Source organism: Clostridium sp. AM46-21 (genome assembly GCF_003480025.1).
Classification (GTDB): Bacteria; Bacillota; Clostridia; order Lachnospirales; family Lachnospiraceae; genus Coprococcus; species Coprococcus ammoniilyticus.
The window spans coordinates 24,715-48,550 of the sequence record NZ_QUIB01000019.1; the positions used below are offsets into that span (position 1 = coordinate 24,715).

Here is a 23,836-nt window from a genome sequence, read left to right on the forward strand (position 1 = left end):
AAGCATCTAACATAACATGTGTTATGATGAATGATCAGGAAAACACAATAGAGAAAATCAAACAGACAGCATTAGACGAATTCTTCATGCATGGCTATAGCAAAGCAAGTCTTCGAATGATCTGCAGCCGGGCAGGAGTTACAACCGGTGCAATGTATTTTTATTTTAAGAATAAAGAAGCGTTGTTCCGGGAGATTTTTGAACCACTGGTTGTGCAGTATGAAGAATTGCTTGTCAGATATATGGAGTTAGAGCTTGCAGAGCCGGAGCTTGGTACGCAGTTAGATGTTCAGATGATGCGATTTATTCTGGAACACCGAAAAGAAGCGGTGGTCATTCTGGAGAAGGCACAAGGAAGCTGTTATGAAATGTACCGTTCCAAGGCAGAAGAACTGATGGAGCAGTCGATATATACATTTTATAAGAGCCGGATGGAATGTGAGCCGGATGAGAAGCTTGTAAAGATACTGGCAAAGATCCGTTTGGATGGATGTCTGGAGATTATTAAAGGAAATTATAGCATGGAAGATAGTTTGTATCTGGTTGAGAAGATCGGAATCTACTCGATGGGTGGAACAGATAAATTAATACAGAATCTAAGAGAGCCTCACAGCATGTAGCTGTGGGGCTCTTTTTATACAACATAACAAAAAATAACATTTGTTATGTAAATATAGAAAAGGAGAATAAGCTATGAGTGAAGGAAAAGTAATGCAGACAGGAAATCAGAATAAGACAAAGGTCAGTGTACAGGGTGTACCGGAGACAATGCTGCAGACTTTATTTGCAAGAGCAGCAGAATCCAGAAAAGAAAATCACAATATCTATGATGAGAAAGCAATCGAGATCGTATCCCGGTTAGATTATGATTTCTCAAAGGCGGAATCCGATAAGCTGATGAGCAGCGGTGTAATTGCAAGAACGATCGTACTAGATCGTTTGGTAAATGATTATCTGACCAAGCATCCGGATGCCATTGTTGTAAATATTGCCTGTGGACTGGATACCCGGTGTTACCGGATGAAGGGGAAATATCAACGTTGGTACAATATTGATCTTCCGGAGACCATGGATATCCGAAGTCGTTTCCTTGAGGAGAATGGCCCTGTTTACCAGATCGCTAAGTCAGCAACGGATTCATCTTATACGATGGATATCGAGTATCATGGTGAACCGGTTTTGGTAGTGATCGAAGGTCTTACGATGTATTTAACGGAGAAGGATGTGCGGAAGATGTTTGAGATCATTGATCAGACATTTACACAGGCAAAGGTTCTGGTTGAGGTAATGGCACCATTTGTTGTGAAGCATATGAAAGAGAAATCCATAGAGGGAAGCCAGGCGAAATTCATCTGGGGTGTGAAAAGCGGAAAAGCATTTCAGAGTGTGGCACCTTCTTTCCGGAGCGAAAAAGATATCAGTCTGGTAGAAGGAATGAAGGAATTTGTTCCTGTATATAAGGTGATTGGAAAGATTCCGGCTGTAAGGAATTTTTCAAACAAGATTCTGATACTGAATAAACGATAAGAGTTGAATTTAACGGATTTGGTAAATTGCCGGCGTTTATGATACGCATAGGTATTGCCATACTGCCTCAAAAATAGTAAAATAGCCTCATATTTTGTCTGAATATGGGAGGCTTTTCTATGAATGAGACAGTTATGATCAATGCATATATAGTCATATCAATTATTATCGCCGCTACAGATATACTGTTAGCAGTAAAATCTTTTGAAAAGAATAAAACAACAGGTAGATTTCTGGGGTTTGCCTGTATGGGTGCGGCTATTGCAGATATTAGTTATCTGATCAGTATCATAAGTGATTCCTATATGTGTATGGCGATTATGTCGAGCATATATTTTATAAGTATAGATTTTATGCTTGTCTCTCTTTTAATTTTCACAGTTTATTTCACAAAAGGAAAGTTTTCCGGATATGGGAAATGGATAGTAGCATTCTGCTTTTTATATTGTATATATGAATTGATCGTGTTTGCAGTTAATCCATTTATGGAAATTGCAATTGAATATAAACCACGGGATACGTTGATTGCAAAGTATAGCTATTACATGAAGCCTTTGTATGAGCTCCATCTGATATTTTCGTATGTAATGGTGTTATTGGTGGTAGGTTTATTGATTCGGAAGATCTGTAAGATTCCGCATGAGTATCGTTGGCAGTATTTAAGTGTTATCATAGGAATTCTTATTATTGTAGGGATAAATGCAATCTTTTTATTTTTACCGGGCGAATCCGTAGTGAATTTACTGGACTACTCGATCGGAGGGTACAGTATAGTATCATTTATCATTTATTGGAGCTGCTTTGATTATTCCACACATGGGATGTTGAATAAATTGAAGACAAGTATATTTGAAAATATAGGGCAGGGCATCGTTTTGTTTGATGATGACGAGCGCCTGATTCTGCATAATGAAAGAGCTGATTTTTTCCTGGGAGAAGAACTGTTGACCAAATGTAAAGATCTTCAGAGTTTCCTGAATGTATATGGATTGTCGTTTGATCCGGAATCAGATGACGACAGCTTTTCCCTGCAATGCTATATTAAGTCGGAAACGGAAGAAAAGACATTGCGATGCGATGTAAAGAAGCTTGAAAATAAAAAAGGCCATAAGATTGGTCAGATGTTCGTGTTTACAGATACCGCACTTGAGACGGATATGCTTACGGGATTTCAGAAATGGGAAAATTTCAAACAGCTTGCATTGGAAAAAAATGATCATTTTACGTTCCCGGTAGGAGTTGCTGTATGTGATATTAACAGTTTGTCTGTTATCAACAGCACACTTGGAAAAAAAGCAGGTGATCAGAAAATCCGCTTGTTGTCAGAAAATATGAGAACCTGTTTTCCTGAAAGGGCATATTATGTCAGAGGAACCGAGGCACATCTTATAGCATTGTGTAGCCGAAGCAGTGAAGATGAGATGGCAGTATGTGCCGGAAAACTTAAGGAGAAGTTCGACGGAAGTATTCAGTATGCAGTCAGTGTGGTAGAAGATGAGACACACAGTATAGTTGAAAGCATTCGAAATACAACTAAAGCTATGCGTACAAAGAAATTAGTAGACAGCAAATCCATTCATTCGGATATGCTGGTATCTCTGATACGGGCACTTGAGGAATGTGACAGTGATACGGAGCATCACGTTCGCCGTACACAGATTATGGGTGCAGAGCTTGGTAAACGTATAGAGTTATCCGATATACAGCAAAGCCGCTTGTCCCTTCTCTGTCTGCTTCATGATATCGGAAAGATCGGTGTTCCGATGGAGATATTGAACAAACCGGGAAAACTTACCGATGAAGAATGGAAGATCATGCGTTCACATGTTGAAAAGGGCTACGATATTGCAAACAGTAATGTAGAATTGAAGCAGATCGCAGAGGAAATCAGACATCATCATGAAAGATGGGATGGAAAAGGCTATCCGGACGGACTGAGCAGGGAGAGTATACCGGTACTGTCACGTGTAATTGCTGTTGTTGATGCATTTGATGCGATGGTAAGTGACCGTCCATATAGAAATGGAATGCCTGTATCCGATGCACTTGAAGAATTAAAAAATTGCGCCGGAACACAATTTGATCCGTTTATTGTTTCCGAGTTTATTCAAATGATATCAGAGAATTATTCTGATACCGTAAAGGGAGTTCATAAGTTCAGGCAGGAGAAGGAAAAACCTCAACACAGACAAGTGGCAAAACCGGAGGATAACAGTACACTTCAGGAAGCATTCTGTGTACATACAGTGCAATGCAGCAGATATTTGCTGGATGGTTCATGGAATATTTTGTCTGTGGATGATAATTTCGAGAAGCTGACAGGTTATTCCGGTGAGGATGTAGAAAAAAATTCCATGAATCAGATGGACCTGATCCCTGAAGCTGATCGGACAGAATATTTGTGTCGGACAAATGCCAATCTAGCTAAGAGTACATATGTATTGCAGGAACACAGACTCCATCGAAAGGATGGAAAGGATATTTATGTCTTTTGCTATGGACGTGTCTTTTACGATTCGGCAGTTAAACAGGATCGTGCAGAGATTATTATTTCAGATGTATCGAGTACTTATTCCATGAAGATCCTGACAGATGCAGAGCAGAATAAGGCGGAAGTCAGATTGCGGAATTGGGAGAATACATATCGTACAGATTCCCTGACGGGCCTTTTGAATCATGCGGCTTTTCGGAATGATATGGAGATGAAGCTGTTATCAGGTGATTTTAATGCAATGATGATCATGATAGATGTTGATAAATTTAAGCAATATAATGATACCTATGGTCATCATAATGGTGATAAATATCTGATCTTAGTCGCCCAGACATTGCTTGCGTCTTTACGAAATGAAGATTTTGCCAGTCGTATGGGTGGGGACGAATTTGCGGTAATGATGTTCTTCAATAAGAGTGTGCCGGAGAAGGCGATCAAAGAACATGCCCAGCAGATATTTGACAAAGTAAATCTGACAGTAAAATCTACAGAGGGAGGTACCGGCATCTCTATGGGCGCAGTTATTGCTAAGTCGGAAGCAACCTTTAACCGGTTATATGAGGAAGCAGACAATGCATTATACGAGGCGAAGGAAAGCGGAAGAGGCAGACTGGTCGTGAAGGAGCATGGGGGAAAATAATATAGTATTTATGGTTATAGATGGCATTCTAACAGGAAGTGTTAGGATGCCATAAGAAGTTTGGAGAATTTTGATGACAAAAGAGGAATGGTATAAGCAGCTATTTGAGAGACTTGGTAATTCCAAGTTCCGAAGCAGCTTTCATTTAAAGCAGAAGGATATTGATTACATAAATGAAAAAGGACTGGATACTATAAGACAGCATGCGCAGGACTTTATTGCAAAGCGGGAAGCTCCGGCGGTTATTCCAAACGATGGAAAACAGACGCCGATGAAAGGGCATCCGGTATTTATCGCACAGCATGCAACTGCAACCTGCTGCAGGGAGTGCATCCGAAAATGGCATAAGATACAGCCGGGCAGGAAATTGAGCCAGATACAGCAGGAGTATCTTGTGGATGTGATCATGACCTGGATTCAGAGAGAGATGGAGAGGAATAAGGATTAGATAGGTAAAAATAATATTTCTTTAATTGGGATAGAATACTATGAGATAATTCGCTTAATTTGTTGACTATTCCCTTAATTAACACTATTATTTAAGGAAAAGAAAGGAGAAGTAAGGGAATGCGAAACTTCAATTATTCTGCAATTAAATATCAGAAATGGGATTCAGAGATTTTAGGGTTAATTGCTGCTATTTATAAAGAAGCTGGAAAACAGGAGATGTATTTGAAGCAGCGTCCAGAGGAACTTGATAAACTTGTAGAGATTGCAAAAATACAAAGTACCGAGGCATCTAATGCTATTGAAGGCATTGTTACGACGAGTACCAGAATTCGTCAGCTTGTTGAAGAAAAGACAACACCTAAGAACCGGGATGAGCAGGAAATTGCGGGTTATCGTGATGTGCTGAATGTTATTCATGATAGCTTTGATGTGATTCCTATTACAAAAAATTATATTTTGCAACTGCACAAGATGTTATATAGCCATATGAACAATCCGCTTGCAGGGCAAACAAAGAATGTACAGAATTATATTAGTGCTACTTATCCAGATGGACATGTTGAAGTGCTGTTTACACCACTTGCTCCATTTGAAACACAGGAGGCACTCGACAGAATCTGTGAGGAATACAATCGTGTCATAGGAAATATGGAATTGGAGCCACTTATTGCCATTTCTGTTTTTATACATGATTTTCTATGCATTCATCCTTTCAATGACGGAAATGGAAGAATGAGCCGTCTGCTCACTGCATTACTGTTGTATCGGAGTGGATTCTATGTTGGAAAGTATGTCTCATTGGAAGCAAAGATTGCCAAGAATAAAGACCTGTACTATGAGGCTCTTGCTGCGGCTCAGCCGGGCTGGCATGATGGAACAGAAGATGTAGTGCCATTTATCAAATATTTACTTGGAACCATCCTTGCTGCCTATAAAGATTTTGAAGACAGAATGGCGTTGGTTGAAATAAAACTACCTGCACTTGAAATGGTACGGAGAGCAAGTCATAATAAAATTGGACGTTTCAATAAGCAGGATATACGGGAGCTATGCCCTACACTCAGTGACAGTTCTATTGAAGGTGCACTGCGAAAATTGGTTGCATCAGGAGAATTGAGGAAAGAAGGAAAAGGAAAAAATACCTGCTATTTTGGGGTGAGGTAGGTGGTTGATTTTTTGTAAATATGAATTGGGGTAAGGGGTGGATTCATAACAGGATTTTGTCTGAATACTTATCCAGATGACCAAAACTAAAATATAAGTACCAACCGTCAAATTCGATGGTTGGTATTTTTTTAGAGGTTTCTACGTCGGCAAAAACGACAGAAGAATGAGCACAAAATATGGATTCGTTGCCGATAATGTGGTATAGTAATATAGTAAATATGATTTTTGAAATCATGATAATAAAAGGCTCATAGAATATGCTTTTTATCGTGTGAAAGGAGGAGGGCGGCAGATGCGATATCTTTCAGTTGCTGAAATGGCAAAAAAATGGGATGTATCTGAACGTAGTGTAAGAAATTATTGTGCCCATGGTCGTGTGCCGGGAGCATTTCTTACCGGAAAGACATGGAATATTCCGGAAAATGCAGAAAAGCCGGAGCGCACTAACAAGAAGAAAGAAAAACCAACGACCTTACTGGATGTTTTGCAGGATGAGAAGGCGAATAAATATGCTGGAGGCATTTATCATAAGACACAGATTGATTTAACATATAATTCAAACCATATGGAAGGCAGTCGGCTGACCCGCGATCAGACCCGATATATCTTCGAGACGAATACCATTGGTATAGAAAAAGAAGTGCTTAATGTAGATGATGTGATTGAAACAGCAAGCCATTTCCGGTGTATTGATATTATTATTGATCATGCAAAATTGGCATTGACGGAAAAGTTTATTAAGGAGCTGCATCTGATTCTGAAAAATGGAACCAGTGATTCCAGAAAGGATTGGTTTGCTGTCGGTGATTACAAGAAACTGCCAAATGAAGTCGGCGGTATGGAAACCGCACTTCCGGAAGAAGTTGCAGACAGGATGAAGAAATTGCTGTCAGAGTACAATAACAAGGAAGAAAAGACCTTTGACGATATTCTGGATTTTCATGTGAAGTTTGAACGTATCCATCCATTTCAGGATGGAAATGGTCGTGTGGGACGTTTGATTATGTTCAAGGAATGCCTGAAATACAATATTGTTCCATTTATTATCGAGGATAATTTGAAAATGTTTTATTATCGAGGATTGAAAGAATGGGACAATGAAAAAGGGTATCTGACTGACACTTGCCTGACAGCACAAGATAGATATAAAGCATACCTGGATTATTTTAGAATTGCATATTAAAAGTGCAAATACTGCGGCACAATATCGTGCGACAGTAACATTGAATGCTGTACAGTAATATTAACAGAACCCACCATGCCTCTGATTTTATGCGCAACCCGGTGGGACTTTTTTACTTATGGGGTGTTTTACGTATCAGTATCCAAAACAAATATTAACAATAGAACAGCAGGGGCAATCTTATATTACACATAAATGGGAAGAACAATACAAAGGAGCGAATGGACCTGAATAGTTTTGAATTGATTCCTACGGAAGAAAATTTGATACATACCTTGAATAAAGAGTTATTGAAACGAAACAAAGATTTAGTGCGTTTTTGTGATTTAATATTAGCCCAAGAGGGAGTTCTTTCTATTGCTATTGACGGTAGATGGGGAAGTGGTAAGACTTTTTTGTGAAACAATCGATGCTATTAATAAATGCAAAAAATCCGATGCAGACCTGAGTGGACCGGAGGAAGAAAGAGAAACAGATGACAGGATGGAATGCTTACAGCACTCCGTTCCAACTTCAGACAGGTATCCAATGTCCTTCAGGAAGGTGTGGATGCAGATCGGTTATCTTGTGCCGGAAGAGTATGATCACAGACTTATCGATGTGCTTACAGAGGAGAATATCATGCGTGGTATAAGCATTCGTGACCTTGATCTTCTCACGATTGGTCTCGTGAACGATATGTACGCAGAGAACGGGAACGATGATTATAAAGGATATAAGGAATTGGCAACACAGGAAGACTTTGATAGATTTTAAGTAATTAGTGTTGTTAAAGTAGCAAAAAGGGAGAAATAGAGTATGTTATTATGCTTATTTTATGGTATAAAAAACGGATAGAAAATGATATAATTAACACATCAAGGAAAGGGAGGTACATGATGTGAAATAAAAAATTAAGGTGGTAAGAAAGATGAATAATGTTATTAAGACAACAACAGCTATGAATTTTAGCAAAGAGGCATATGGTCTTGTAAAAAAAGGTGGCAAGTATGGATGCATTGCTTTAGGAATATGGGCATTATACGATTTATGTGTAAAGTCTATGGATAAGGGATACGCATTCAATGTTGACCTCGACCAAGAAGGAAAGGTTAGCTTTAATTTTACTCCACCAATTTCAACGGTCGAATCATAAAGTTTTTCATATTTATCGCCTCCTTTCCGCACACCCCAAGCGATAAGAGGGTAACATCACATCATTACATATCCTTGAAAAGCACTTACAGAAATGTGAGTGCTTTTTTCATGCTCGGAGAAATCCGGGCATTTTTTATGCCTAAATTTAGGAGAGAGGAGGAAACCTATGGCAAGTAGAATACAGGGTATTACTGTTGAGATTGGTGGGGATACCACCAAATTGCAGACTGCCCTTAAGGGTCTGAACGGAGAAATCAAATCCACACAGACGGCTCTTAAGGATGTCGAGAAATTATTGAAAATGGATCCGGCTAATACGGAACTTCTTGCACAGAAGGAAAAACTCCTGGCACAGGCTGTTGATGAAACAAAACAGAAGTTGGGAACACTTAAGACAGCAGCCGAACAAGCGAATACTGCACTTGCGAATGGAGATATTTCACAGGAGCAGTACGATGCTCTTCAAAGGGAAATCGTGGAAACGGAACAGAACCTAAGGAGTCTGGAGACACAGGCGAATCAGTCAGCTACGGCAGTACAGAAGATTGCCGCCACAGGAGAATCTTTAAAAACCACGGGTGATAATATCTCCAATGCCGGAAAGAAACTTCTCCCGGTAACAGCTGCTGTGACGGGACTTGGAACGGCATCGGTCACTACGGCTGCGAACTTTGAAAGTTCCATGAGTCAGGTGCAGGCTACAATGGGAATCACAAAGGATTCCATGTCTACACTTGATGGGCAGAGTGTTAATACGATGGATGCCCTGTCAAACCTTGCAAAGGAAATGGGTGCATCCACAGCATTCTCCGCTACGGAGTGTGCCGAGGCTTTAAACTATCTTGCTCTTGCAGGTTACAGCACACAGGAAATGGCAGATACACTTCCTACAGTACTTAACTTGGCGGCGGCTGGTGGCATTGACCTTGCATCAGCATCGGACATGGTAACGGATGCCATGTCTGCACTCGGTATGGAAACTGCCGAGGCTGATACGATGGTAGACCAGATGGCAAAGACGGCTTCTACCACCAATACATCCGTTGCACAGTTAGGAGAAGGTATTCTTACGATTGGTGCTACGGCTAAATCTATTAAAGGTGGAACGGCAGAACTTAACACAGCACTTGGTATTCTTGCGAATAATGGTATCAAGGGTGCAGAGGGTGGTACGCATCTTCGAAACATTATCCTGTCTTTGCAGAACCCAACCGATCAGGCGGCTGCGAAGATGCAGGAACTAGGTGTGTCTGTATATGATTCTGAGGGAAATGGTCCTATGTCAAGATTTAGTACAAGTTAAAATGAGAAATTTCTCCCCATTTTAACCCACCGGAAGTTCAGCCTCAGTGTGTGTTCTTTCATACAATCGTTCGAATTTATTTGGTGACATATAGTTGCAATGGCTATGAATTCGTTTCGTATTGTAGAAAGCTTCCAGATATTCGAAAATCAAGCGGTATGCCTGCTTGTAATCGTGAATTTTAAAGCGCTGGAGCCATGCACGATATCCTGAACGTGAGACACCTAAAAATTTCAACATTCTGGAGACGGAACCCCGGCGTCCAGCCTTTTGGGCAGCTTCCGTCTTCTCAGACACTTCGAGATAAATTGCTTCCGTCATTTTCCCAGAATATTGATTGCTTTTTTTAATACATCAAGTGCATCTTGGGTATCACGTAATTCACGTCTGAGACGGGCGATTTCCTTTTGTTCATCGGATGCGTAATTACCAGAACCACGAACAGGAATATCACCTGATTCACGGAAGTCTTTCAGCCACTTTGTTAGTGTGCTGTATCCGATGCCAAGATTTTCTGCACATCCACGTACACAGAGATCTTTATGATCTTGATAATACCGCATTGCATCAAGTTTAAATTGTTTGTCATGTTGCATTGCCATATGAGATCCTCCTTCAGCATGTCTTTATTGTACCATGTTAATATGTATTTGGAATTCCTCATTTTGGCTTGTATTATTTATATTCTAGCATCAAAGACAGCACTTCTTGCAAAAGGATTTCGTGAAGCCGGGCAGACAGCAGCCAATGCATTCCGTACTTTTGCTGACAAGCCAGAGGTGGATTACTCACGGAAAGAGCAGAAACATCCCATTACAAAGGCAGTACTTGCTCCGATGAAGGCAGTGAGAAAGTTGTTTGTATCAATGGAGCTGCATTTGGACGCTTCGATTGATAAGCCAGATAGTTTTGAGGGCGTGGGAGAAAACCTGCGTCCTTTTTTGTCGCCTGAAATGCGACACATAAGAAATGGTTCTTGTTATAATTATGATAGCACATGAAATAAGAATCGTTTGAATTTATAGTTGTCCTTTTTATTGGACACATGGTGTGCGTATAATGTAAATACAAAGAACTTAAAAACATGTAAGAATTGTTTGAAAGGAGCTGATTGATATGAAAAAAGAAGGATATAGTCGCCCTGGATTATTTGGCACAATGAAGCATTATGATGCAAATGGCAATAAAATTGGAGAGAGCAGACCGGGATTCTTTGGTAGTATGAACAACTATGATGCTAATGGACATAAAGTAGGACATAGCAGTCCCGGATTATTTGGTACAATGAATCATTACGATAATAGAGGTCACAAAGTAGGACACAGCTGCCCTGGATTATTTGGAAGTGTCAACACATATGATAATAATGGACATAAGACAAGCCATAGTGACAGAGGTTTGTTTGGTGGATTCAATCATTACGATAATTAGGAGGACAGGGATATGTTAGGAACAGATGGAAGATTATATGATTCGGATTTTGACTTTGATGGAGATGGAAAACTTAATGCTTATGAGTACTCTGTAATGGATGATGTAGTTTTCGGTCATGAAGATACGGAAACAAGTGAGGTGGATGAACTGGAAGATGAGTTATCCTTGGCAGGACTAGATGCAACAGAGTTTGAATATATGGATGCAGATGAAAGAAGAGAGGCATTGGAGGATGCCGGCTTAGATCCGGATGATTATGATTTTGACTAAAGGAGTGCAAGATGAAACAACAAACTGAAAAGAAACTACAGGCTAATTTGAAAGCAATAAATAATGATTTCAATACAGTTATTTTGGCGGATATTGAAGTGAAATTTAAGCTGATGGAGTTGGAAGCAATTAGGATATTAATTGATGATTGCGAAAGATTGATAAATGAAGATGCAGGTGAATGAAAGCAGGTGCCGTATATGAAAAAGAATTCGTTTGGACAAGGATTAACAGTATTTTTGGTGGTAATAGGTATTTTTTACATTATTGGTGCTATTAGTGAAGCTAGTGAGCCTAAGTGCATTAAATCAGGCTGTGACAATAAGCAGGCAACAAATAGCAGTTATTGTTATCTGCATAAGCCTTATACTGGAAGTAGTTCTTCGCATAGCAGTTCATCATATTCCAATAAATCAACAAGCAGCAGTTCTTCAAGTAGTCATAACAATAAATCGACAGCAGGAAGCAATGCATCATCGTACAGCAGTACAAAGAAAAGTTCTACTGGAACAAGTAGCTCAAAGAAAAGCAATACATATAACTCATATGATGATGGCTATGATGATATATACATGGATGGCGATTATGATTATGATCGGTATGACAGGGATAGTGATTATGCCGATGGTGTGGATGACGCAATGGATGAATTTGAAGAGGATTGGTAAGTATGGCAGGTAAACATGAGCTGGAAAAATTTGAATATTTGTTTGTAGATATCGAATGGAATCAGACACCGGGAACAAATGGGATAGAAGACAGGGAGCCAATTCAGATTGGTGTGGTAGCGACTGATGAAAGTATGAATTTGAAAAAATCATTTTCCGGAACGATGCGACTGAGTTCAGAAGAAAAATATAATCCGGATACATTAGTACTATCACATTCTACATTAAAATCTGTCATGCAGGCAAATAGTGAAGAAATAGTATTGCGGAAAATTAAGATGTCATTTCCAAAATATAAGTATGTAGTGGTTTGGACAAAGGATACTTATGAATTGTTTAAAAGAGGGATGGACACTTATGGATATTCAATGCCGAGACATAGAGTTATTGTATTTCAAGAAGTTCTTATGCATATTGCAAGTGATGGAGTAAATCAAATTGGTTTTGAGCGTGCATTGAAACAGGCGGGCATTGAATATCAGAAAAACTTTCTTCACTATTCAAAGCATGATGCAAATTATATGTATCACTTATTTTGTAAATGCTATAAGGAATACACGAGGTGGACTAACCAGGAGATATGTTATCTGAGTCCAAGAACTCATATAATACATACTGGAAGCTGCAGATATGCTAATAGAAATCATTTTCTTGCTACAAATAGAGCAGCCAAATATGTGATTTTTCAGGGAAACAGAGTATGTAAAATATGTGGTTGTGAGGATGAATGGAACAGATTGCAATGGGGTGTAAACTCTGGTGTAAAGCAGAATAATCGTGCAGAATATCTTAGAGAATTGCCGCTTACAGATGAAAATATGAGTATGATCTGCAACAAATTCCGATTAGATTACAATATTGCCTCAGATATGGTGTTTATCCGCACAGCGTTCAGTGGGTGGATTGTATATATTCAGAATGACAGGGTGACAAAACTCCGTCATGAGAACTACAGACAAAGGAGGGATGAAGCTTTAAAAATACATAAAAAGTGCTTTGAAGGTTATCACAAGCAGAAACTGCCTTCCAGTAGGTTCTATGATGTGGTAAGCTATATTAAGTATCATGACGAGGGAATGTTGAAGAGGCTTGGTGATAAAAGGAGCCGTATTGATATAATATTAGACAGGATAAGAGAACAAGATGCAGAAAATATGGCATAGATAAAGGAGTTGGAAATGAGAGACCAGAAATTATATGAATCAGTCGGAAAATATATAGATAAATATTACATAGACAAGCCGGATGATATTAAACTGGATAAAGAAATGAAGTCCATATTTGATAGAATCTCAGAATTTAGAAAGAAAAAAGCAACAAAAAAATGCGATGCCGAAGAAGATACAGATATTGAGATAGATGAAAGTGCCGTAGAATCGTTTGATGTTGAAAGTATGCAGAAAACGAAAGCAACTGACTCTATGTCTTCGACATTGGCAACAAACCGTAATATAGAAAGCCTTATGGGGCAGATGGATGAGACATTTTCCAAAAGACTATTGCGTTTAATTGATGAGAGAGGGATGACTGATTCTGAAGCATATAATAAAGCTTATGTGGATCGAAGACATTTCTCAAAAATCAGAAAAGATGTGAATTATACGCCAAATAAGAAGACTGTGCTTGCGTTTGCAATAGCATTAGAACTATCTATTGACGAAGCGAAGGATCTTCTAAATTCAGCAGGCTTTGCGTTTTCAAGAAGTTCAAAGACAGATATTATCGTAGCTTATTTCTTACAGAATAAGATATACGATATGTTTGAAATTAATGAGATATTAGATGCTTATGGACAGCCAATTTTTGAGTAGGTGAAGAAATTGTCGCCTATCATGCGACCAGCTCTGTTAGTTTCGTAGATATAATGTGATTACAATAAACCGAAGGAGGTAAATCACATGAATGCGGAATTAACAGAGCTGGTTTTTATTTTGGACAGAAGTGGTTCAATGGGTGGACTGGAGAGTGACACAATCGGTGGATTTAACGGGATGATAGAGAGGCAGAAAAAAGAAGGAGAAAAAGTTAATGTGACTACAATCCTCTTTGATGATGAAGTGGAAATCATTCATGATCGTTTTCCAATTGATGCAGTTCAGCCGTTGACGGATAAAGAATATTATGTCCGGGGATGTACAGCATTGCTTGATGCAGTAGGACAGGCAATTAACAAAATTGACAATGTGCAGAAACATTTACAGGAGGAACATCGTGCGGGCAAGGTACTATTTGTTATCACTACAGATGGATTAGAAAATTCCAGTACAGAGTTTAATTACAATGACATTAAGCGAATGATTGAAGCAAAGAAAGAATGTGGCTGGGAGTTCTTATTCCTTGGAGCAAATATTGATGCAGGCAAAGAAGCTGAAAAAATTGGTATTGAAAGAAACAGGTCAGTAACATATGAGAATGATCATGATGGAGTAGCACTAAATTACGAGGCTGTTGGCAGAGCAGTGAGAGGCGTTACAAAAAGCAGAACCTGTAGTATAGAACTTGATGATGACTGGGCAGATGGTATTGCAGAATATCATGAGAAGGCAGGAAAAAGGTAGCAGGCATGTAAGAAGGGAGAATAATTTTATGGCAATGATAGTATGTCCACATTGTGGAGAACAGGTATCAGAAAAAGCAAAGAAGTGTGTGCATTGCGGTGCAATATTGATACCGGAAGAGAAGAAGCATTGCATGGAATGCGGTGCTGAACTTGAAGAGGGAATGACAGAGTGTCCGAATTGTGGTTGCCCGGTTGATGATACGCTAGGGCAGGAGACAGATGAAAAGCCACAAAAGGTAGAGGTGACAGGGGTAAAGGTGACTAAGAAGATAAAGATTATTATTGGAATTGTGGTTGCATTACTTGTGGTCGGATGCGCAACAGCATTTGGAGTGACACAATATCAGAAGAAAAAAGCGGCAGAAGAATATGCACAACAGGTAGAGGAATATTACGGCAATCTTGAATTAGCGACATACACAATGTTAACAGGTGCAAGCGAAGCAGAATCAGCGGGAAATCTTATCAAACAGGTGTGGTGCAATGCGATTTACGAGGAAAAGGATGATGATACAGATAATTACACCAGACCCGAAGGAAGCTTTGTATCGGATTTTAACGAAGCATTAGGTAATCTATTCGCAGATTCGAGTTTCAGCAGTAAGATAAGCAGTATTGAAGATAATCAGGAAACAGTCAATGCATTGATGAAAAAATTGAAGAACCCACCAGATGAATACAAGGACGCATACGAAGCCGTATCAGATTTGTATGATTCGTATATATCACTTACCAACTGTGCAACAGATCCGTCAGGCAGTTTGCAGACATATTCAAGTACCTTCAGTGATGCTGATACGAATACATTAAATGCATATAAGGCAATGGAATTGTATCTGGACGATTGATAAATCGTGTAGGTACTTAGAAAATATTTTAATTGGAGAATGAGATATGAGTGAAAAATTGTTGTATGAAATAGAAATGGCTTTCTTAAAACAGATTTATGAACATAAAGGAGCAATAGGAGTTAATGAACTGCTTCATATATTTCAATCAAGTTATGGTTTAAAAGAGGACATATTTAATAGAATTCTAGGAGTAGTAATGCAACAAGAATATTGTATTATTGAAAAAATAAGAAAATTAGATAATACAGAGGAAGAAGTTATATTTGTTACCTATAAAGGATTGGAAAAATTTTTAGAGAAGAAAAAATTTTCAGTCAAAAATTTGTTGAAGAATAAGATCGCGTATGAGCTTAAATGTGAAGGCTATAAAACATATTCAGATTGGCTTGATGCGAACAGAAATCAATTAGCTTTAGAGGCAGAAATTACAAGAATGTTTGCCCGTGTATTAGCAGATATGAGGATTATTTTAATGAATAAGGATAAAGATAATGAAATCAAAGAAACGCTACAAGAGGCAATAGAAAGAATGAATGAACGGGCAAAAAAAATTCCAGAGGTTAATAATTCTGTTGCGTATACAATTGTGTTGGCAATATATGACAAACTGTTGAGTTTGCTTGGAACAGATCAGTTGTTCTATGAGGCAGAAATGACTGGAAAACTGATAGAATCTTATATGTCTGAAAGGCATGCCATGGCAATTGATTTTATTTAGTTAGTGCCATAATTATGAGGCAGAGCGCATAATCAGCACTCTGCCTTTTAACTATCAATTTAGTTACTATACGACGCCGATATATACTCAAAAGCAAGGACTCAAAAGCAAGGACTCAAAAGCAAGATTCTCGGGTTACTATTTACCACATCGAGGTCAAATGAAAAACTAAATTCCAGTTCTAACTGACTTGACCTCGTATTTTCGGTTTTGAGCAACTTTTTTGAAGATACCCTATACAAAAGTACCCTGAAAAGTGCTATAATTCGTGTTATGAAGTCTGTTTGTTTGCATGGCAAACAGACGACTGGAGCAGTTTGAGAAAAAATAAATTCCACCCGTCTAACGTCAGAAATGAAGTTGGATTTTGCGCTTCGTGGTCGCTCGGTGGTTATCTATCTGCTTCTTTTATGATTATACCGGCTGGCAAGGGTCAATTGTCTGGGGAGACAAATATCGACTTGCTGGACGGTATTTTTGTTTTATAAAGTTAATCTTGAGAATGGTAAATCTTCGTCATACTTTTCATATGCGTTATTCTTAAAGTACAGGAATTCTTCATTAAGATTTCTCCATTCTATAAAGGCTTCAAGATAACGTAATTCGTTGAGATACCGCTCATTATCATCCGTTATGTCAAGCATGTGTTCATTGAGAATTTCGTAGCGTTCTTCCAGGCGTTTATACTTCTTTTTGTACTTTTTAGCCATTGATATCACCACCTTCCGTAGACGCTTTGTTTCTTTTGGAAACGTTGTCTTCAATAAGAGAAGGCTTCAGACAGACATCGTCAGCTGGAATTCTAACCTGTCCTGCAAGAGCTGGTATCTTTGCATCAAGAAGCAGGGCAGCCAAATCAAAAGGAGTTGCGCCATTTAAGCTGTCTCTTGCGGTAGAGTTGATATGGCTGGTCATAAGATTGATGTCATCTTGTGTGTATCGATACATGCTACGACCTTTGGGAATAACATAGCGAATGTATTCATGATTCTTTTCCAAACGTCCTTTTTGATTGGAAACATAAGGGTCACAGTAGAATACATAGGTTCTGTGGGTTCCGGATTCGGTCTTTTCGATATCCCATGGATTTTTAAATTCAGAACCATTGTCCGTCAGAATTACCGGAAAATACTTCTTAAAGGTTCTGATGCCAAGAACTTCGGTAAGATCATTTATTGCTTTGATTACGCTTCTTTGGGTGCAGTCCGGCATAAGTATTACAATCATAAAACTACAGCTTCTAAAGAGTAGTGTGAGAAGGCATTTTCCTTTATCCCGTCCACCCTTGACTGTATCCATTTCAACAACATCAAGGTCCGGATGAGCCTCCATAAAACGCTCAAAATCCACATAGGTACGTTTGTTACGATATACCTGTTGAAGATTTTTGTTCTTTCTTGGTTCGGACTTTTTCTTCCGTTTTTTGTAACGGACACGGCGAGGTAAATCAATGTTTCTTGCCTGAAACACACGCTGATCCAGATAGTTGTAGAGTGTTCTTCTGCATACAGGAATCTCATCAGCATGTACTGCAAAGATATGACTTAATGGCTGTCCCTTCAAGATAAGGGGAGATATTAAATCGTTGAGTTCCTGCAATTCTTCCGGAGTCATGTTAATGCCTTTACGGGAATTATAAAGATTTTTCTCGTATTGCCTTTGGGCATAAGAAGCATCATATATTTTCTTGTCCAGAGGACAGGATTTGTAATCCTCACAGTAATTACAAACATATGGTGGTTTGTTAATTTTATCGCATTTGTAAGGCAAGAAATACGGACATACATTGGTTGGGTTACGACGATAACAGCGTTTGCAATAGAAGGAGCAGTAGCGATTATGGTAACTTTGACAATGAAGTTCACTACTTAATAAATCACAGTCTTTGTAATGTTTACAGAGATTGCATTTGTAGCTGTGTTTAGCAGGAACAGTTTTAGAGTAACGTTTTACTTCCTTTGAAATAGTAGAAGGATCTTTATGCAAGACTTCACCTATGGAAGAAAAAGTACTCTTTTGCAACAGTTCCTATTCTATATAAGTCCTGTTGGACAGGGTTAAATGTTTTTGATTATGTTCGCTCATATGGTAATCCTTTCCAACAGACAGATAACCATATGAGATTGTAACAAAAACTATGTGCAAGAGTAAATTCCGGATTTCTGTTTTTGAGGGTAAAAAAACTGGAATTTAAAAATTCACTTTACGATTTAAAAATTCACTTTACGCTCACAAAAACTAATGACTTTTAAATGAAAATAATCAAAGCTCGCAAGAAGATGCGATTATTTTGATTGCAAGAATAAGCGTTTTGTACTATAATTTAAAAAGCGAGTTTTTACTCAATTGTGACAAATATAACATGTCTATAGAAGAAACCACGAGGTGTGAGAATGAGAGTAAGTTACAATAAATTATGGAAGTTATTGGTAGACAAAAAGATGAGTAAAGCCGATTTGAGAAAGGCTGTAGATATTGCTCCGAATACCCTTACAAAGATGCGTAAGGATGGAGAAGTGTCCATGAGTGTATTACTCAAGATTGCTACATATCTGGATTGCGATATTAGCGATATCTGTGAGTTTGTGAAAGATGAAGAATAAACCTTGTTGGAGAGTGCAAAATGGCAGAGTTAGTATATAGTGCAGGACTTACATCAAAATTGTTTTGGCTACAGGAGTCCAGAAAGACCGCTGGATACATCCTGGATGGATATAGTAAGGCGGATATCCGCAAGATAGCCTGGGAAGAGAATATCTATCAAGTAAAAGCAGAATATCGTGCATATGAGGTATTGAATGGTACTTATCGTAGAGTATCTGCTTTACCGGAAGCAGTGCTTCGGGCTTTTACCGCTTGTGATGTGGAGACAGCAAAGATTTTAAACTTAATTGCAATTCTTATGGATAGCCGATTATTTTTTGAATTTCTTCATGAAGTGTATGATGAAAAGCTCAGACTTGGAGAAAAGGAAATCACAGACAGAGATTTGAATGTATTCTTTTCGGATAAAGCGTTGCAGAGTGATGTGGTGGCTGGATGGACGGATACAGCAGTACGGAAATTGAAACAGTGCTTTACTAGAATGATGTTTGAGGCGGGATTACTTGAAAGTAGTGCAAAACCAAGAACAATCAAGCCAATTCACATTGACTATCGTACAGAGAAATTGCTGACTGCAAATGGACTGGGAGAATACTTGAAAGCTGTGAAAGGAGTCTGAGCATGGCAAAGTTAAGTTTGGATGATAGACTGAATCAGATAGAAGACAAAATATCAGATAAGTCGTTTAGAGAGAATAAAGGACTTGGAAATGAAGTCGGATATTATATATTCGATTATGATCCAAGAGAGGAACTGTATGTGAGAAATTACATAGCATACCTCAAGGATAGAATAAACAACGGAAATAAAGATTTCAGAATAGTTGAGTTTGACCTGTTTCATCTTATGATTGAGATATTGCAGGAGGAAGGGTATCTGGAAGCATTCTTTGATTTGGAAAAAGAGAATGGATTTTTTGAAATGGCAGACAGCCTTGTAGAGACTTTGGGACTGGATGAGACAAATGAGCTGAATCTAATCATATCAAGAATATTGCAGGAAGATTTGACAGACAGTGTGGTATTTCTTACCGGAGTAGGCAAGTGCCATCCGATAATAGCAAGCCACAACATCTTAAATAACCTGCATCAGGTACTTGACAGTGTGCCGGTAGTGCTTTTCTATCCGGGAGAGTATAGCGGACAGGATTTGAAATTATTTGGAACGATGGATTCACACAACTATTACAGGGCATTCCGTCTGGTGTAGAGGAGAAAATACAATGCAGATTAAAAATATGTTTGAAAAGCAGATTGACCGTGACATCAAAGGTGTTATTAAAGTAGGTCAGTCGGATGAAGAAAATGTATATCAGGAATTAGATGAATATGTAGTGACCAAGGAACTTCTGAAGCATTTCAGGGATTTCTTCAACAATTATGAAAAAGGGGTAGACGGGTATACAGATAAGATGGGTGTCTGGATTTCCGGATTCTTTGGAAGTGGTAAATCTCACTTCTTAAAAATACTATCTTATTTATTAAAAAACAGCACAGTAGAAGGTAAAAGAGCCATTGAGTATTTTACAGATGGTAAGAAGATAGAAGATCCGATGCTTATTGCAGAGATGACAAAGGCAGGAACAATTGAGTCAGACGTTATGCTTTTCAATATTGATTCAAAGGGTTCTGCAAAGGTAGGCTCCGGCAAGGAGGCTATCGTAGAGGTGTTTATGAAGGTGTTCAATGAGATGCAGGGTTATTGTGGTTCAATACCTTATCTTGCAGAATTTGAACGTCAGTTGGATAACGAAGGCAGATTTGAAGAGTTCAAAGAGAAGTTTGAGGCAAATGCAGGAGCACCTTGGGAGAAAAAGAGACAGGCATTTGCAGTTATTCAGGATAAAGTAGTAAAGACATTAGTTGAGATGGATTTCATGAGTGAGGAGGCAGCCCGTAACTGGTGCAAGAATGCAAAGGGTAACTATGACCTTAGCATCGAGAAGTTTGTATCACTTGTGCAGGAATATTGTGCAAAGAAAGGTCCAAATCATCACGTTATCTTCTTAGTGGATGAAATCGGTCAGTATATTGCAGATGATACACAGCTTATGCTCAACCTCCAGACAATCGTGGAAGACCTTGGAACAGCCTGCAAAGGTAAGGCATGGGTTATCGTAACAAGTCAGGAGGATATTGATTCTATTACAAAGACAAAGGGAAATGATTTCTCTAAGATTCAGGGACGTTTTGATACAAGACTTTCTCTTTCTGCATCCAATGTTGATGAAGTAATCCGTAAGCGTGTGCTTGCAAAGAATGAAACTGCAACACAGACTCTCAGACTTTTCTATGAGCAGAAAGAATCTATTATCAAGAATCTTATTACGTTTACAGCGGATACAGCAGACAAGAAGTTGTATGCAGATAAGGCAGATTTTGCAGACTGCTATCCGTTCATACCATATCAGTTTAATCTTTTGGGACAGGTACTTACTGCCATCAGAACACATGGCGCAAGTGGAAAGCATCTGTCTGATCAGTCACGTTCTATGCTTGCACTGTTCCAGGAGTCAGCAATCAGAGTAATGGATAAAGAGGATGGGGTATTGGTTCCGTTTAGCTTCTTCTATGATCCGTTACATAAGTTTATTGACCACCAGCACAGTCAGGTAATCTCAGATGCAGAGAATAACAGTAAGCTGGATGAGTTCGATGTAGAGCTTTTGAAAGTTCTCTTTATGATTAAATATGTCAAGGAAATCAAGGCAAATGTGGATAACCTTACTACACTTATGATTTCAAATATTGATGATGACAGAATTGAAGTCCGTTCTAAGATTGAAGAATCATTAAAGAAGCTGATTAAAGAGACGCTTGTACAGAAGAATGGTGAAATATACATCTTCCTGACTAATGAAGAGCAGGAAATCAATAATGCTATCAATAATGAGTCGGTAGAGATGGGAGAAATCATCGGAGAGGCTTCTACAGTTATCTTTGAGGAAATCTATACAGAGAAGAAATACCGTTATAGCAGCCGTTACTTATTCCCATTCAACCAGAAGGTGGATGACCGATTCTTCAAGGGCAATCAGTCTAACGATATCGGAGTGACAGTTATCACACCTTATGGCGGAGATTATGCAGACTCTGCACTTCGTCTGCTCTCAGCGCAGGAAAGCAGTGTGATTGTGAAGCTGCCAAATGACAGCACATTCCTTGATGAGATTACAGAATCCATTAAGATATATAAATTCCTTAATAAAAATGCGTCCGGAGCCAGAGGCAGCTTTGACAGCATCCGCAGGGCAAAGGAGGATGAGCGTATTGAGAAGAAGGACAGAATCCGAATCTTTATTGAAGATGCATTAAAGAATGCAGACATCTATGTAAATGGCGATAAGGCAACCATTTCAGCTAAGGAGCCAGCAACAAGAATTAATGAAGCACTTGGTAAGCTTGTAGCAATGAAATACAATAAGCTTACCTATATGGAGACAGCACCGGAGCTTTCAGATATCAGTGCCATCTTTAAGCATAGTGATGGTCAGATGAGCTTCCTTGGCACAAGTGACACCACACCAAATAAGCTTGCTTTAGAGGAAGTGGTACAGGTAATTGGATTAAATAATGCCAGACATATGAAGACATCCCTCAAGTCATTACAGGATAAGTTTGGTGCAGCACCTTATGGATTTGATCCAAAGGATGTGCAGTGGCTTGTTGCAATGCTGTTCAAGCTGGGAAGAGTATCTCTTACTCTTAACAGCCAGAGTATGTCATTGCTTTCAACGAATTCGGATGAATTGGTCAGATATATTACAAAGCGTGAATATGTAGAGAAACTCCTGATAGACATCAGAGAAAGAGCAACGGATGGTCAGATTCGCTCCGCAAAAGAAGTTATGAAGGATTATTTCGGATTTACTGTATCCAGCGATGATGATGACAAAATTATGAGCAGCTTCAAGAGCAGAGCAAAGGATAAAGTCGAAGTATACGATGACATCCTTGTAGAGTACAGAATCAATCCAAAATATCCTTGCAAGCGACTGATGGAAGAGGCTGGAAAGAGACTTGCTGAAATCCTTGATATCAATGAGCCTACAGAGTTCTTCAAGACAGTAGATAAGAAGAGAGATGACCTGCTTGATGATGCAGAAGATACTGCACCTGTATTTGATTTCTTTAAGGGAGATCAGAAAAAGATTTTTGAAGAGGCAGTAAAGAATCTTGCATATTTTGGAAACAGCAAGACTTATGTAAGTGACCAGGAGCTGTTAAAGGTAGTCGAAGAGATAGAGACTATCGTAAAGGACAGCAAGCCTTTCAGTAAGATCCAGAGATTACCGGAATTAAATAAGAGATTTGAAGAGCTTCATATGGAATTGCTTGAAAAGGAAGCAGCTATCATGGATCCATTAGTACATGACGACTTCCTTAAAGTGAAAGAGGTATTGGATACTAAGCCATTTGCGGAAGTGCTCCGTCCTCGTATCAATCAGAGATTTGATGAAATCTGGGAGAAACTCAGAACATCCAGTGATATTGCTGCAATTAAGAATATCAAGCTGGAAAGTGATACTTTAAAAATCAAGTGTCTGGATGAGATAGATGAATATGAGAGGGCACATCAGCCTGCACCGGAACCACCTGTTACACCGGTAGTACCTGGTAAAGATCCGATTAATCCTACACCTGCACCTACGAAAGTAAAGACAAAGAGACGTAAGAATGTATCCATCAGCAATGTGGCAGGGGCTAGAACATATTCGATAGAGACAGAACAGGATATTGATAAGTTTCTTGCCGAGATGAAGCAGAAGCTTATGAATGAACTGGAAGAAGACACAATAATTACATTGAGCTGATAAGCTTGATTGGAGGA

At 38.9% G+C, this 23,836-nt stretch carries 27 protein-coding genes; 23 read left to right on the forward strand and 4 right to left on the reverse strand.

Features of this window, described 5'->3' with window-relative positions; all coding sequences use genetic code 11:
- Positions 1-23: 23 nt before the first annotated feature.
- The 9 genes from DW959_RS12230 to DW959_RS12275 all read left to right on the forward strand — a co-directional run bounded on the left by DW959_RS12230 (position 24) and on the right by DW959_RS12275 (position 9,901).
- A complete protein-coding gene (locus tag DW959_RS12230) occupies positions 24-620 on the forward strand; it encodes a TetR/AcrR family transcriptional regulator (protein WP_118616295.1) in 597 nt (198 codons plus the stop codon).
- A 73-nt stretch (positions 621-693) separates the two neighbouring features.
- Positions 694-1,527: a class I SAM-dependent methyltransferase gene (locus DW959_RS12235; protein WP_243023398.1), complete on the forward strand. Its 834-nt coding sequence runs from the start codon at positions 694-696 to the stop codon at positions 1,525-1,527.
- Positions 1,528-1,646: 119 nt separating this feature from the next.
- Entirely contained in the window at positions 1,647-4,661 is a 3,015-nt protein-coding gene (locus DW959_RS12240) for a diguanylate cyclase (RefSeq protein WP_118616297.1), read from the forward strand.
- A gap of 73 nt (positions 4,662-4,734) precedes the next feature.
- A complete protein-coding gene (locus DW959_RS12245) occupies positions 4,735-5,109 on the forward strand; it encodes a DUF4186 domain-containing protein (protein WP_117821994.1) in 375 nt (124 codons plus the stop codon).
- 119 nt (positions 5,110-5,228) lie between these two features.
- Positions 5,229-6,275 carry a Fic family protein gene (locus DW959_RS12250; RefSeq protein WP_117821993.1) on the forward strand — a complete coding sequence of 349 codons (1,047 nt, stop codon included), beginning with the start codon at positions 5,229-5,231 and terminating at the stop codon, positions 6,273-6,275.
- A gap of 295 nt (positions 6,276-6,570) precedes the next feature.
- Positions 6,571-7,461 (forward strand): Fic family protein, encoded by an 891-nt coding sequence (locus DW959_RS12255; RefSeq protein ID WP_117821992.1) that lies wholly within the window; start codon positions 6,571-6,573, stop codon positions 7,459-7,461.
- Positions 7,462-7,818: 357 nt separating this feature from the next.
- Positions 7,819-8,217, forward strand: coding sequence for a hypothetical protein (locus DW959_RS15150; RefSeq protein ID WP_347465186.1), 399 nt, complete (start codon positions 7,819-7,821; stop codon positions 8,215-8,217).
- A gap of 154 nt (positions 8,218-8,371) precedes the next feature.
- Positions 8,372-8,596: a hypothetical protein gene (locus DW959_RS12270; RefSeq protein WP_117821990.1), complete on the forward strand. Its 225-nt coding sequence runs from the start codon at positions 8,372-8,374 to the stop codon at positions 8,594-8,596.
- Between the two features lie 168 nt (positions 8,597-8,764).
- The gene (locus DW959_RS12275; RefSeq protein WP_347465056.1) at positions 8,765-9,901 is read left to right on the forward strand and encodes a phage tail tape measure protein; all 1,137 of its coding nucleotides are present in this window, start codon (positions 8,765-8,767) and stop codon (positions 9,899-9,901) included.
- A 21-nt stretch (positions 9,902-9,922) separates the two neighbouring features.
- Here DW959_RS12275 and DW959_RS14720 read toward each other — a convergent pair whose 3' ends face one another.
- Complete coding sequence (locus DW959_RS14720; protein ID WP_242997288.1) at positions 9,923-10,222, reverse strand: IS3 family transposase; 300 nt, start codon at positions 10,220-10,222, stop codon at positions 9,923-9,925.
- Positions 10,219-10,503: a transposase gene (locus DW959_RS12285; RefSeq protein ID WP_117821989.1), complete on the reverse strand. Its 285-nt coding sequence runs from the start codon at positions 10,501-10,503 to the stop codon at positions 10,219-10,221. Before DW959_RS12285 ends, DW959_RS14720 begins: the two co-directional genes overlap by 4 nt.
- A 63-nt stretch (positions 10,504-10,566) precedes the next feature.
- On the opposite strand from DW959_RS12285, the gene DW959_RS12290 reads away from it, so the two are divergent.
- From DW959_RS12290 to DW959_RS12330, 10 genes are all read left to right on the forward strand, one after another.
- Positions 10,567-10,902: a DUF6674 family protein gene (locus DW959_RS12290; protein WP_347465054.1), complete on the forward strand. Its 336-nt coding sequence runs from the start codon at positions 10,567-10,569 to the stop codon at positions 10,900-10,902.
- Between the two features lie 115 nt (positions 10,903-11,017).
- Positions 11,018-11,332 (forward strand): hypothetical protein, encoded by a 315-nt coding sequence (locus DW959_RS12295; protein WP_242997287.1) that lies wholly within the window; start codon positions 11,018-11,020, stop codon positions 11,330-11,332.
- A gap of 12 nt (positions 11,333-11,344) precedes the next feature.
- Positions 11,345-11,605 carry a uroporphyrin-III methyltransferase gene (locus DW959_RS12300; RefSeq protein ID WP_117821988.1) on the forward strand — a complete coding sequence of 87 codons (261 nt, stop codon included), beginning with the start codon at positions 11,345-11,347 and terminating at the stop codon, positions 11,603-11,605.
- A gap of 11 nt (positions 11,606-11,616) precedes the next feature.
- A complete protein-coding gene (locus DW959_RS14240) occupies positions 11,617-11,790 on the forward strand; it encodes a hypothetical protein (protein ID WP_181983867.1) in 174 nt (57 codons plus the stop codon).
- A 15-nt stretch (positions 11,791-11,805) separates the two neighbouring features.
- Positions 11,806-12,273 carry a hypothetical protein gene (locus tag DW959_RS12305; RefSeq protein ID WP_242997286.1) on the forward strand — a complete coding sequence of 156 codons (468 nt, stop codon included), beginning with the start codon at positions 11,806-11,808 and terminating at the stop codon, positions 12,271-12,273.
- A 2-nt stretch (positions 12,274-12,275) separates the two neighbouring features.
- Entirely contained in the window at positions 12,276-13,436 is a 1,161-nt protein-coding gene (locus DW959_RS12310) for a hypothetical protein (RefSeq protein ID WP_117821987.1), read from the forward strand.
- Positions 13,437-13,451: 15 nt separating this feature from the next.
- Complete coding sequence (locus DW959_RS12315; RefSeq protein WP_117821986.1) at positions 13,452-14,084, forward strand: hypothetical protein; 633 nt, start codon at positions 13,452-13,454, stop codon at positions 14,082-14,084.
- 87 nt (positions 14,085-14,171) lie between these two features.
- Positions 14,172-14,831, forward strand: a complete 660-nt coding sequence (locus DW959_RS12320; protein ID WP_117821985.1) for a vWA domain-containing protein — start codon at positions 14,172-14,174, stop codon at positions 14,829-14,831.
- Positions 14,832-14,859: 28 nt separating this feature from the next.
- Positions 14,860-15,681 carry a zinc ribbon domain-containing protein gene (locus DW959_RS12325; RefSeq protein ID WP_181983866.1) on the forward strand — a complete coding sequence of 274 codons (822 nt, stop codon included), beginning with the start codon at positions 14,860-14,862 and terminating at the stop codon, positions 15,679-15,681.
- 46 nt (positions 15,682-15,727) lie between these two features.
- A complete protein-coding gene (locus DW959_RS12330) occupies positions 15,728-16,402 on the forward strand; it encodes a hypothetical protein (RefSeq protein WP_117821983.1) in 675 nt (224 codons plus the stop codon).
- A gap of 482 nt (positions 16,403-16,884) precedes the next feature.
- Here the strand turns inward: DW959_RS12330 and DW959_RS12340 are convergent, their stop codons facing one another.
- A complete protein-coding gene (locus DW959_RS12340) occupies positions 16,885-17,112 on the reverse strand; it encodes a hypothetical protein (protein WP_008399884.1) in 228 nt (75 codons plus the stop codon).
- Entirely contained in the window at positions 17,105-18,388 is a 1,284-nt protein-coding gene (locus tag DW959_RS12345) for an IS30 family transposase (RefSeq protein WP_242997285.1), read from the reverse strand. The genes DW959_RS12340 and DW959_RS12345 overlap by 8 nt, the downstream gene beginning before the upstream one ends.
- Before the next feature lie 407 nt (positions 18,389-18,795).
- Between DW959_RS12345 and DW959_RS12350 the strand changes: the two genes are divergently transcribed.
- The 4 genes from DW959_RS12350 to brxC are packed head-to-tail and all read left to right on the forward strand — an operon-like array spanning position 18,796 to position 23,819.
- Positions 18,796-19,005: a helix-turn-helix transcriptional regulator gene (locus DW959_RS12350; protein WP_022262498.1), complete on the forward strand. Its 210-nt coding sequence runs from the start codon at positions 18,796-18,798 to the stop codon at positions 19,003-19,005.
- A 20-nt stretch (positions 19,006-19,025) separates the two neighbouring features.
- Entirely contained in the window at positions 19,026-19,625 is a 600-nt protein-coding gene (locus DW959_RS12355; protein ID WP_117821982.1) for a DUF1819 family protein, read from the forward strand.
- A gap of 2 nt (positions 19,626-19,627) precedes the next feature.
- On the forward strand, positions 19,628-20,215 hold the full coding sequence (locus DW959_RS12360) for a DUF1788 domain-containing protein (RefSeq protein ID WP_117821981.1): 588 nt from the start codon (positions 19,628-19,630) through the stop codon (positions 20,213-20,215).
- A gap of 13 nt (positions 20,216-20,228) precedes the next feature.
- Entirely contained in the window at positions 20,229-23,819 is a 3,591-nt protein-coding gene (brxC, locus tag DW959_RS12365) for a BREX system P-loop protein BrxC (RefSeq protein ID WP_117821980.1), read from the forward strand.
- The last annotated feature ends 17 nt before the right edge of the window (positions 23,820-23,836 follow it).

Excerpts from the sequence above, each read along its gene's own strand:
- DW959_RS12230 (WP_118616295.1), top strand. The coding sequence starts at position 24 with ATGATGAATGATCAGGAAAACACAATAGAGAAAATCAAACAGACAGCA.
- DW959_RS12235 (WP_243023398.1), top strand. The coding sequence starts at position 694 with ATGAGTGAAGGAAAAGTAATGCAGACAGGAAATCAGAATAAGACAAAG.
- DW959_RS12240 (WP_118616297.1), top strand. The coding sequence starts at position 1,647 with ATGAATGAGACAGTTATGATCAATGCATATATAGTCATATCAATTATT.
- DW959_RS12245 (WP_117821994.1), top strand. The coding sequence starts at position 4,735 with ATGACAAAAGAGGAATGGTATAAGCAGCTATTTGAGAGACTTGGTAAT.
- DW959_RS12250 (WP_117821993.1), top strand. The coding sequence starts at position 5,229 with ATGCGAAACTTCAATTATTCTGCAATTAAATATCAGAAATGGGATTCA.
- DW959_RS12255 (WP_117821992.1), top strand. The coding sequence starts at position 6,571 with ATGCGATATCTTTCAGTTGCTGAAATGGCAAAAAAATGGGATGTATCT.
- DW959_RS12270 (WP_117821990.1), top strand. The coding sequence starts at position 8,372 with ATGAATAATGTTATTAAGACAACAACAGCTATGAATTTTAGCAAAGAG.
- DW959_RS12275 (WP_347465056.1), top strand. The coding sequence starts at position 8,765 with ATGGCAAGTAGAATACAGGGTATTACTGTTGAGATTGGTGGGGATACC.
- DW959_RS14720 (WP_242997288.1), bottom strand. The coding sequence starts at position 10,222 with ATGACGGAAGCAATTTATCTCGAAGTGTCTGAGAAGACGGAAGCTGCC.
- DW959_RS12285 (WP_117821989.1), bottom strand. The coding sequence starts at position 10,503 with ATGGCAATGCAACATGACAAACAATTTAAACTTGATGCAATGCGGTAT.
- DW959_RS12295 (WP_242997287.1), top strand. The coding sequence starts at position 11,018 with ATGAAAAAAGAAGGATATAGTCGCCCTGGATTATTTGGCACAATGAAG.
- DW959_RS12300 (WP_117821988.1), top strand. The coding sequence starts at position 11,345 with ATGTTAGGAACAGATGGAAGATTATATGATTCGGATTTTGACTTTGAT.
- DW959_RS14240 (WP_181983867.1), top strand. The coding sequence starts at position 11,617 with ATGAAACAACAAACTGAAAAGAAACTACAGGCTAATTTGAAAGCAATA.
- DW959_RS12305 (WP_242997286.1), top strand. The coding sequence starts at position 11,806 with ATGAAAAAGAATTCGTTTGGACAAGGATTAACAGTATTTTTGGTGGTA.
- DW959_RS12310 (WP_117821987.1), top strand. The coding sequence starts at position 12,276 with ATGGCAGGTAAACATGAGCTGGAAAAATTTGAATATTTGTTTGTAGAT.
- DW959_RS12315 (WP_117821986.1), top strand. The coding sequence starts at position 13,452 with ATGAGAGACCAGAAATTATATGAATCAGTCGGAAAATATATAGATAAA.
- DW959_RS12320 (WP_117821985.1), top strand. The coding sequence starts at position 14,172 with ATGAATGCGGAATTAACAGAGCTGGTTTTTATTTTGGACAGAAGTGGT.
- DW959_RS12325 (WP_181983866.1), top strand. The coding sequence starts at position 14,860 with ATGGCAATGATAGTATGTCCACATTGTGGAGAACAGGTATCAGAAAAA.
- DW959_RS12330 (WP_117821983.1), top strand. The coding sequence starts at position 15,728 with ATGAGTGAAAAATTGTTGTATGAAATAGAAATGGCTTTCTTAAAACAG.
- DW959_RS12340 (WP_008399884.1), bottom strand. The coding sequence starts at position 17,112 with ATGGCTAAAAAGTACAAAAAGAAGTATAAACGCCTGGAAGAACGCTAC.
- DW959_RS12350 (WP_022262498.1), top strand. The coding sequence starts at position 18,796 with ATGAGAGTAAGTTACAATAAATTATGGAAGTTATTGGTAGACAAAAAG.
- DW959_RS12355 (WP_117821982.1), top strand. The coding sequence starts at position 19,026 with ATGGCAGAGTTAGTATATAGTGCAGGACTTACATCAAAATTGTTTTGG.
- DW959_RS12360 (WP_117821981.1), top strand. The coding sequence starts at position 19,628 with ATGGCAAAGTTAAGTTTGGATGATAGACTGAATCAGATAGAAGACAAA.
- brxC (WP_117821980.1), top strand. The coding sequence starts at position 20,229 with ATGCAGATTAAAAATATGTTTGAAAAGCAGATTGACCGTGACATCAAA.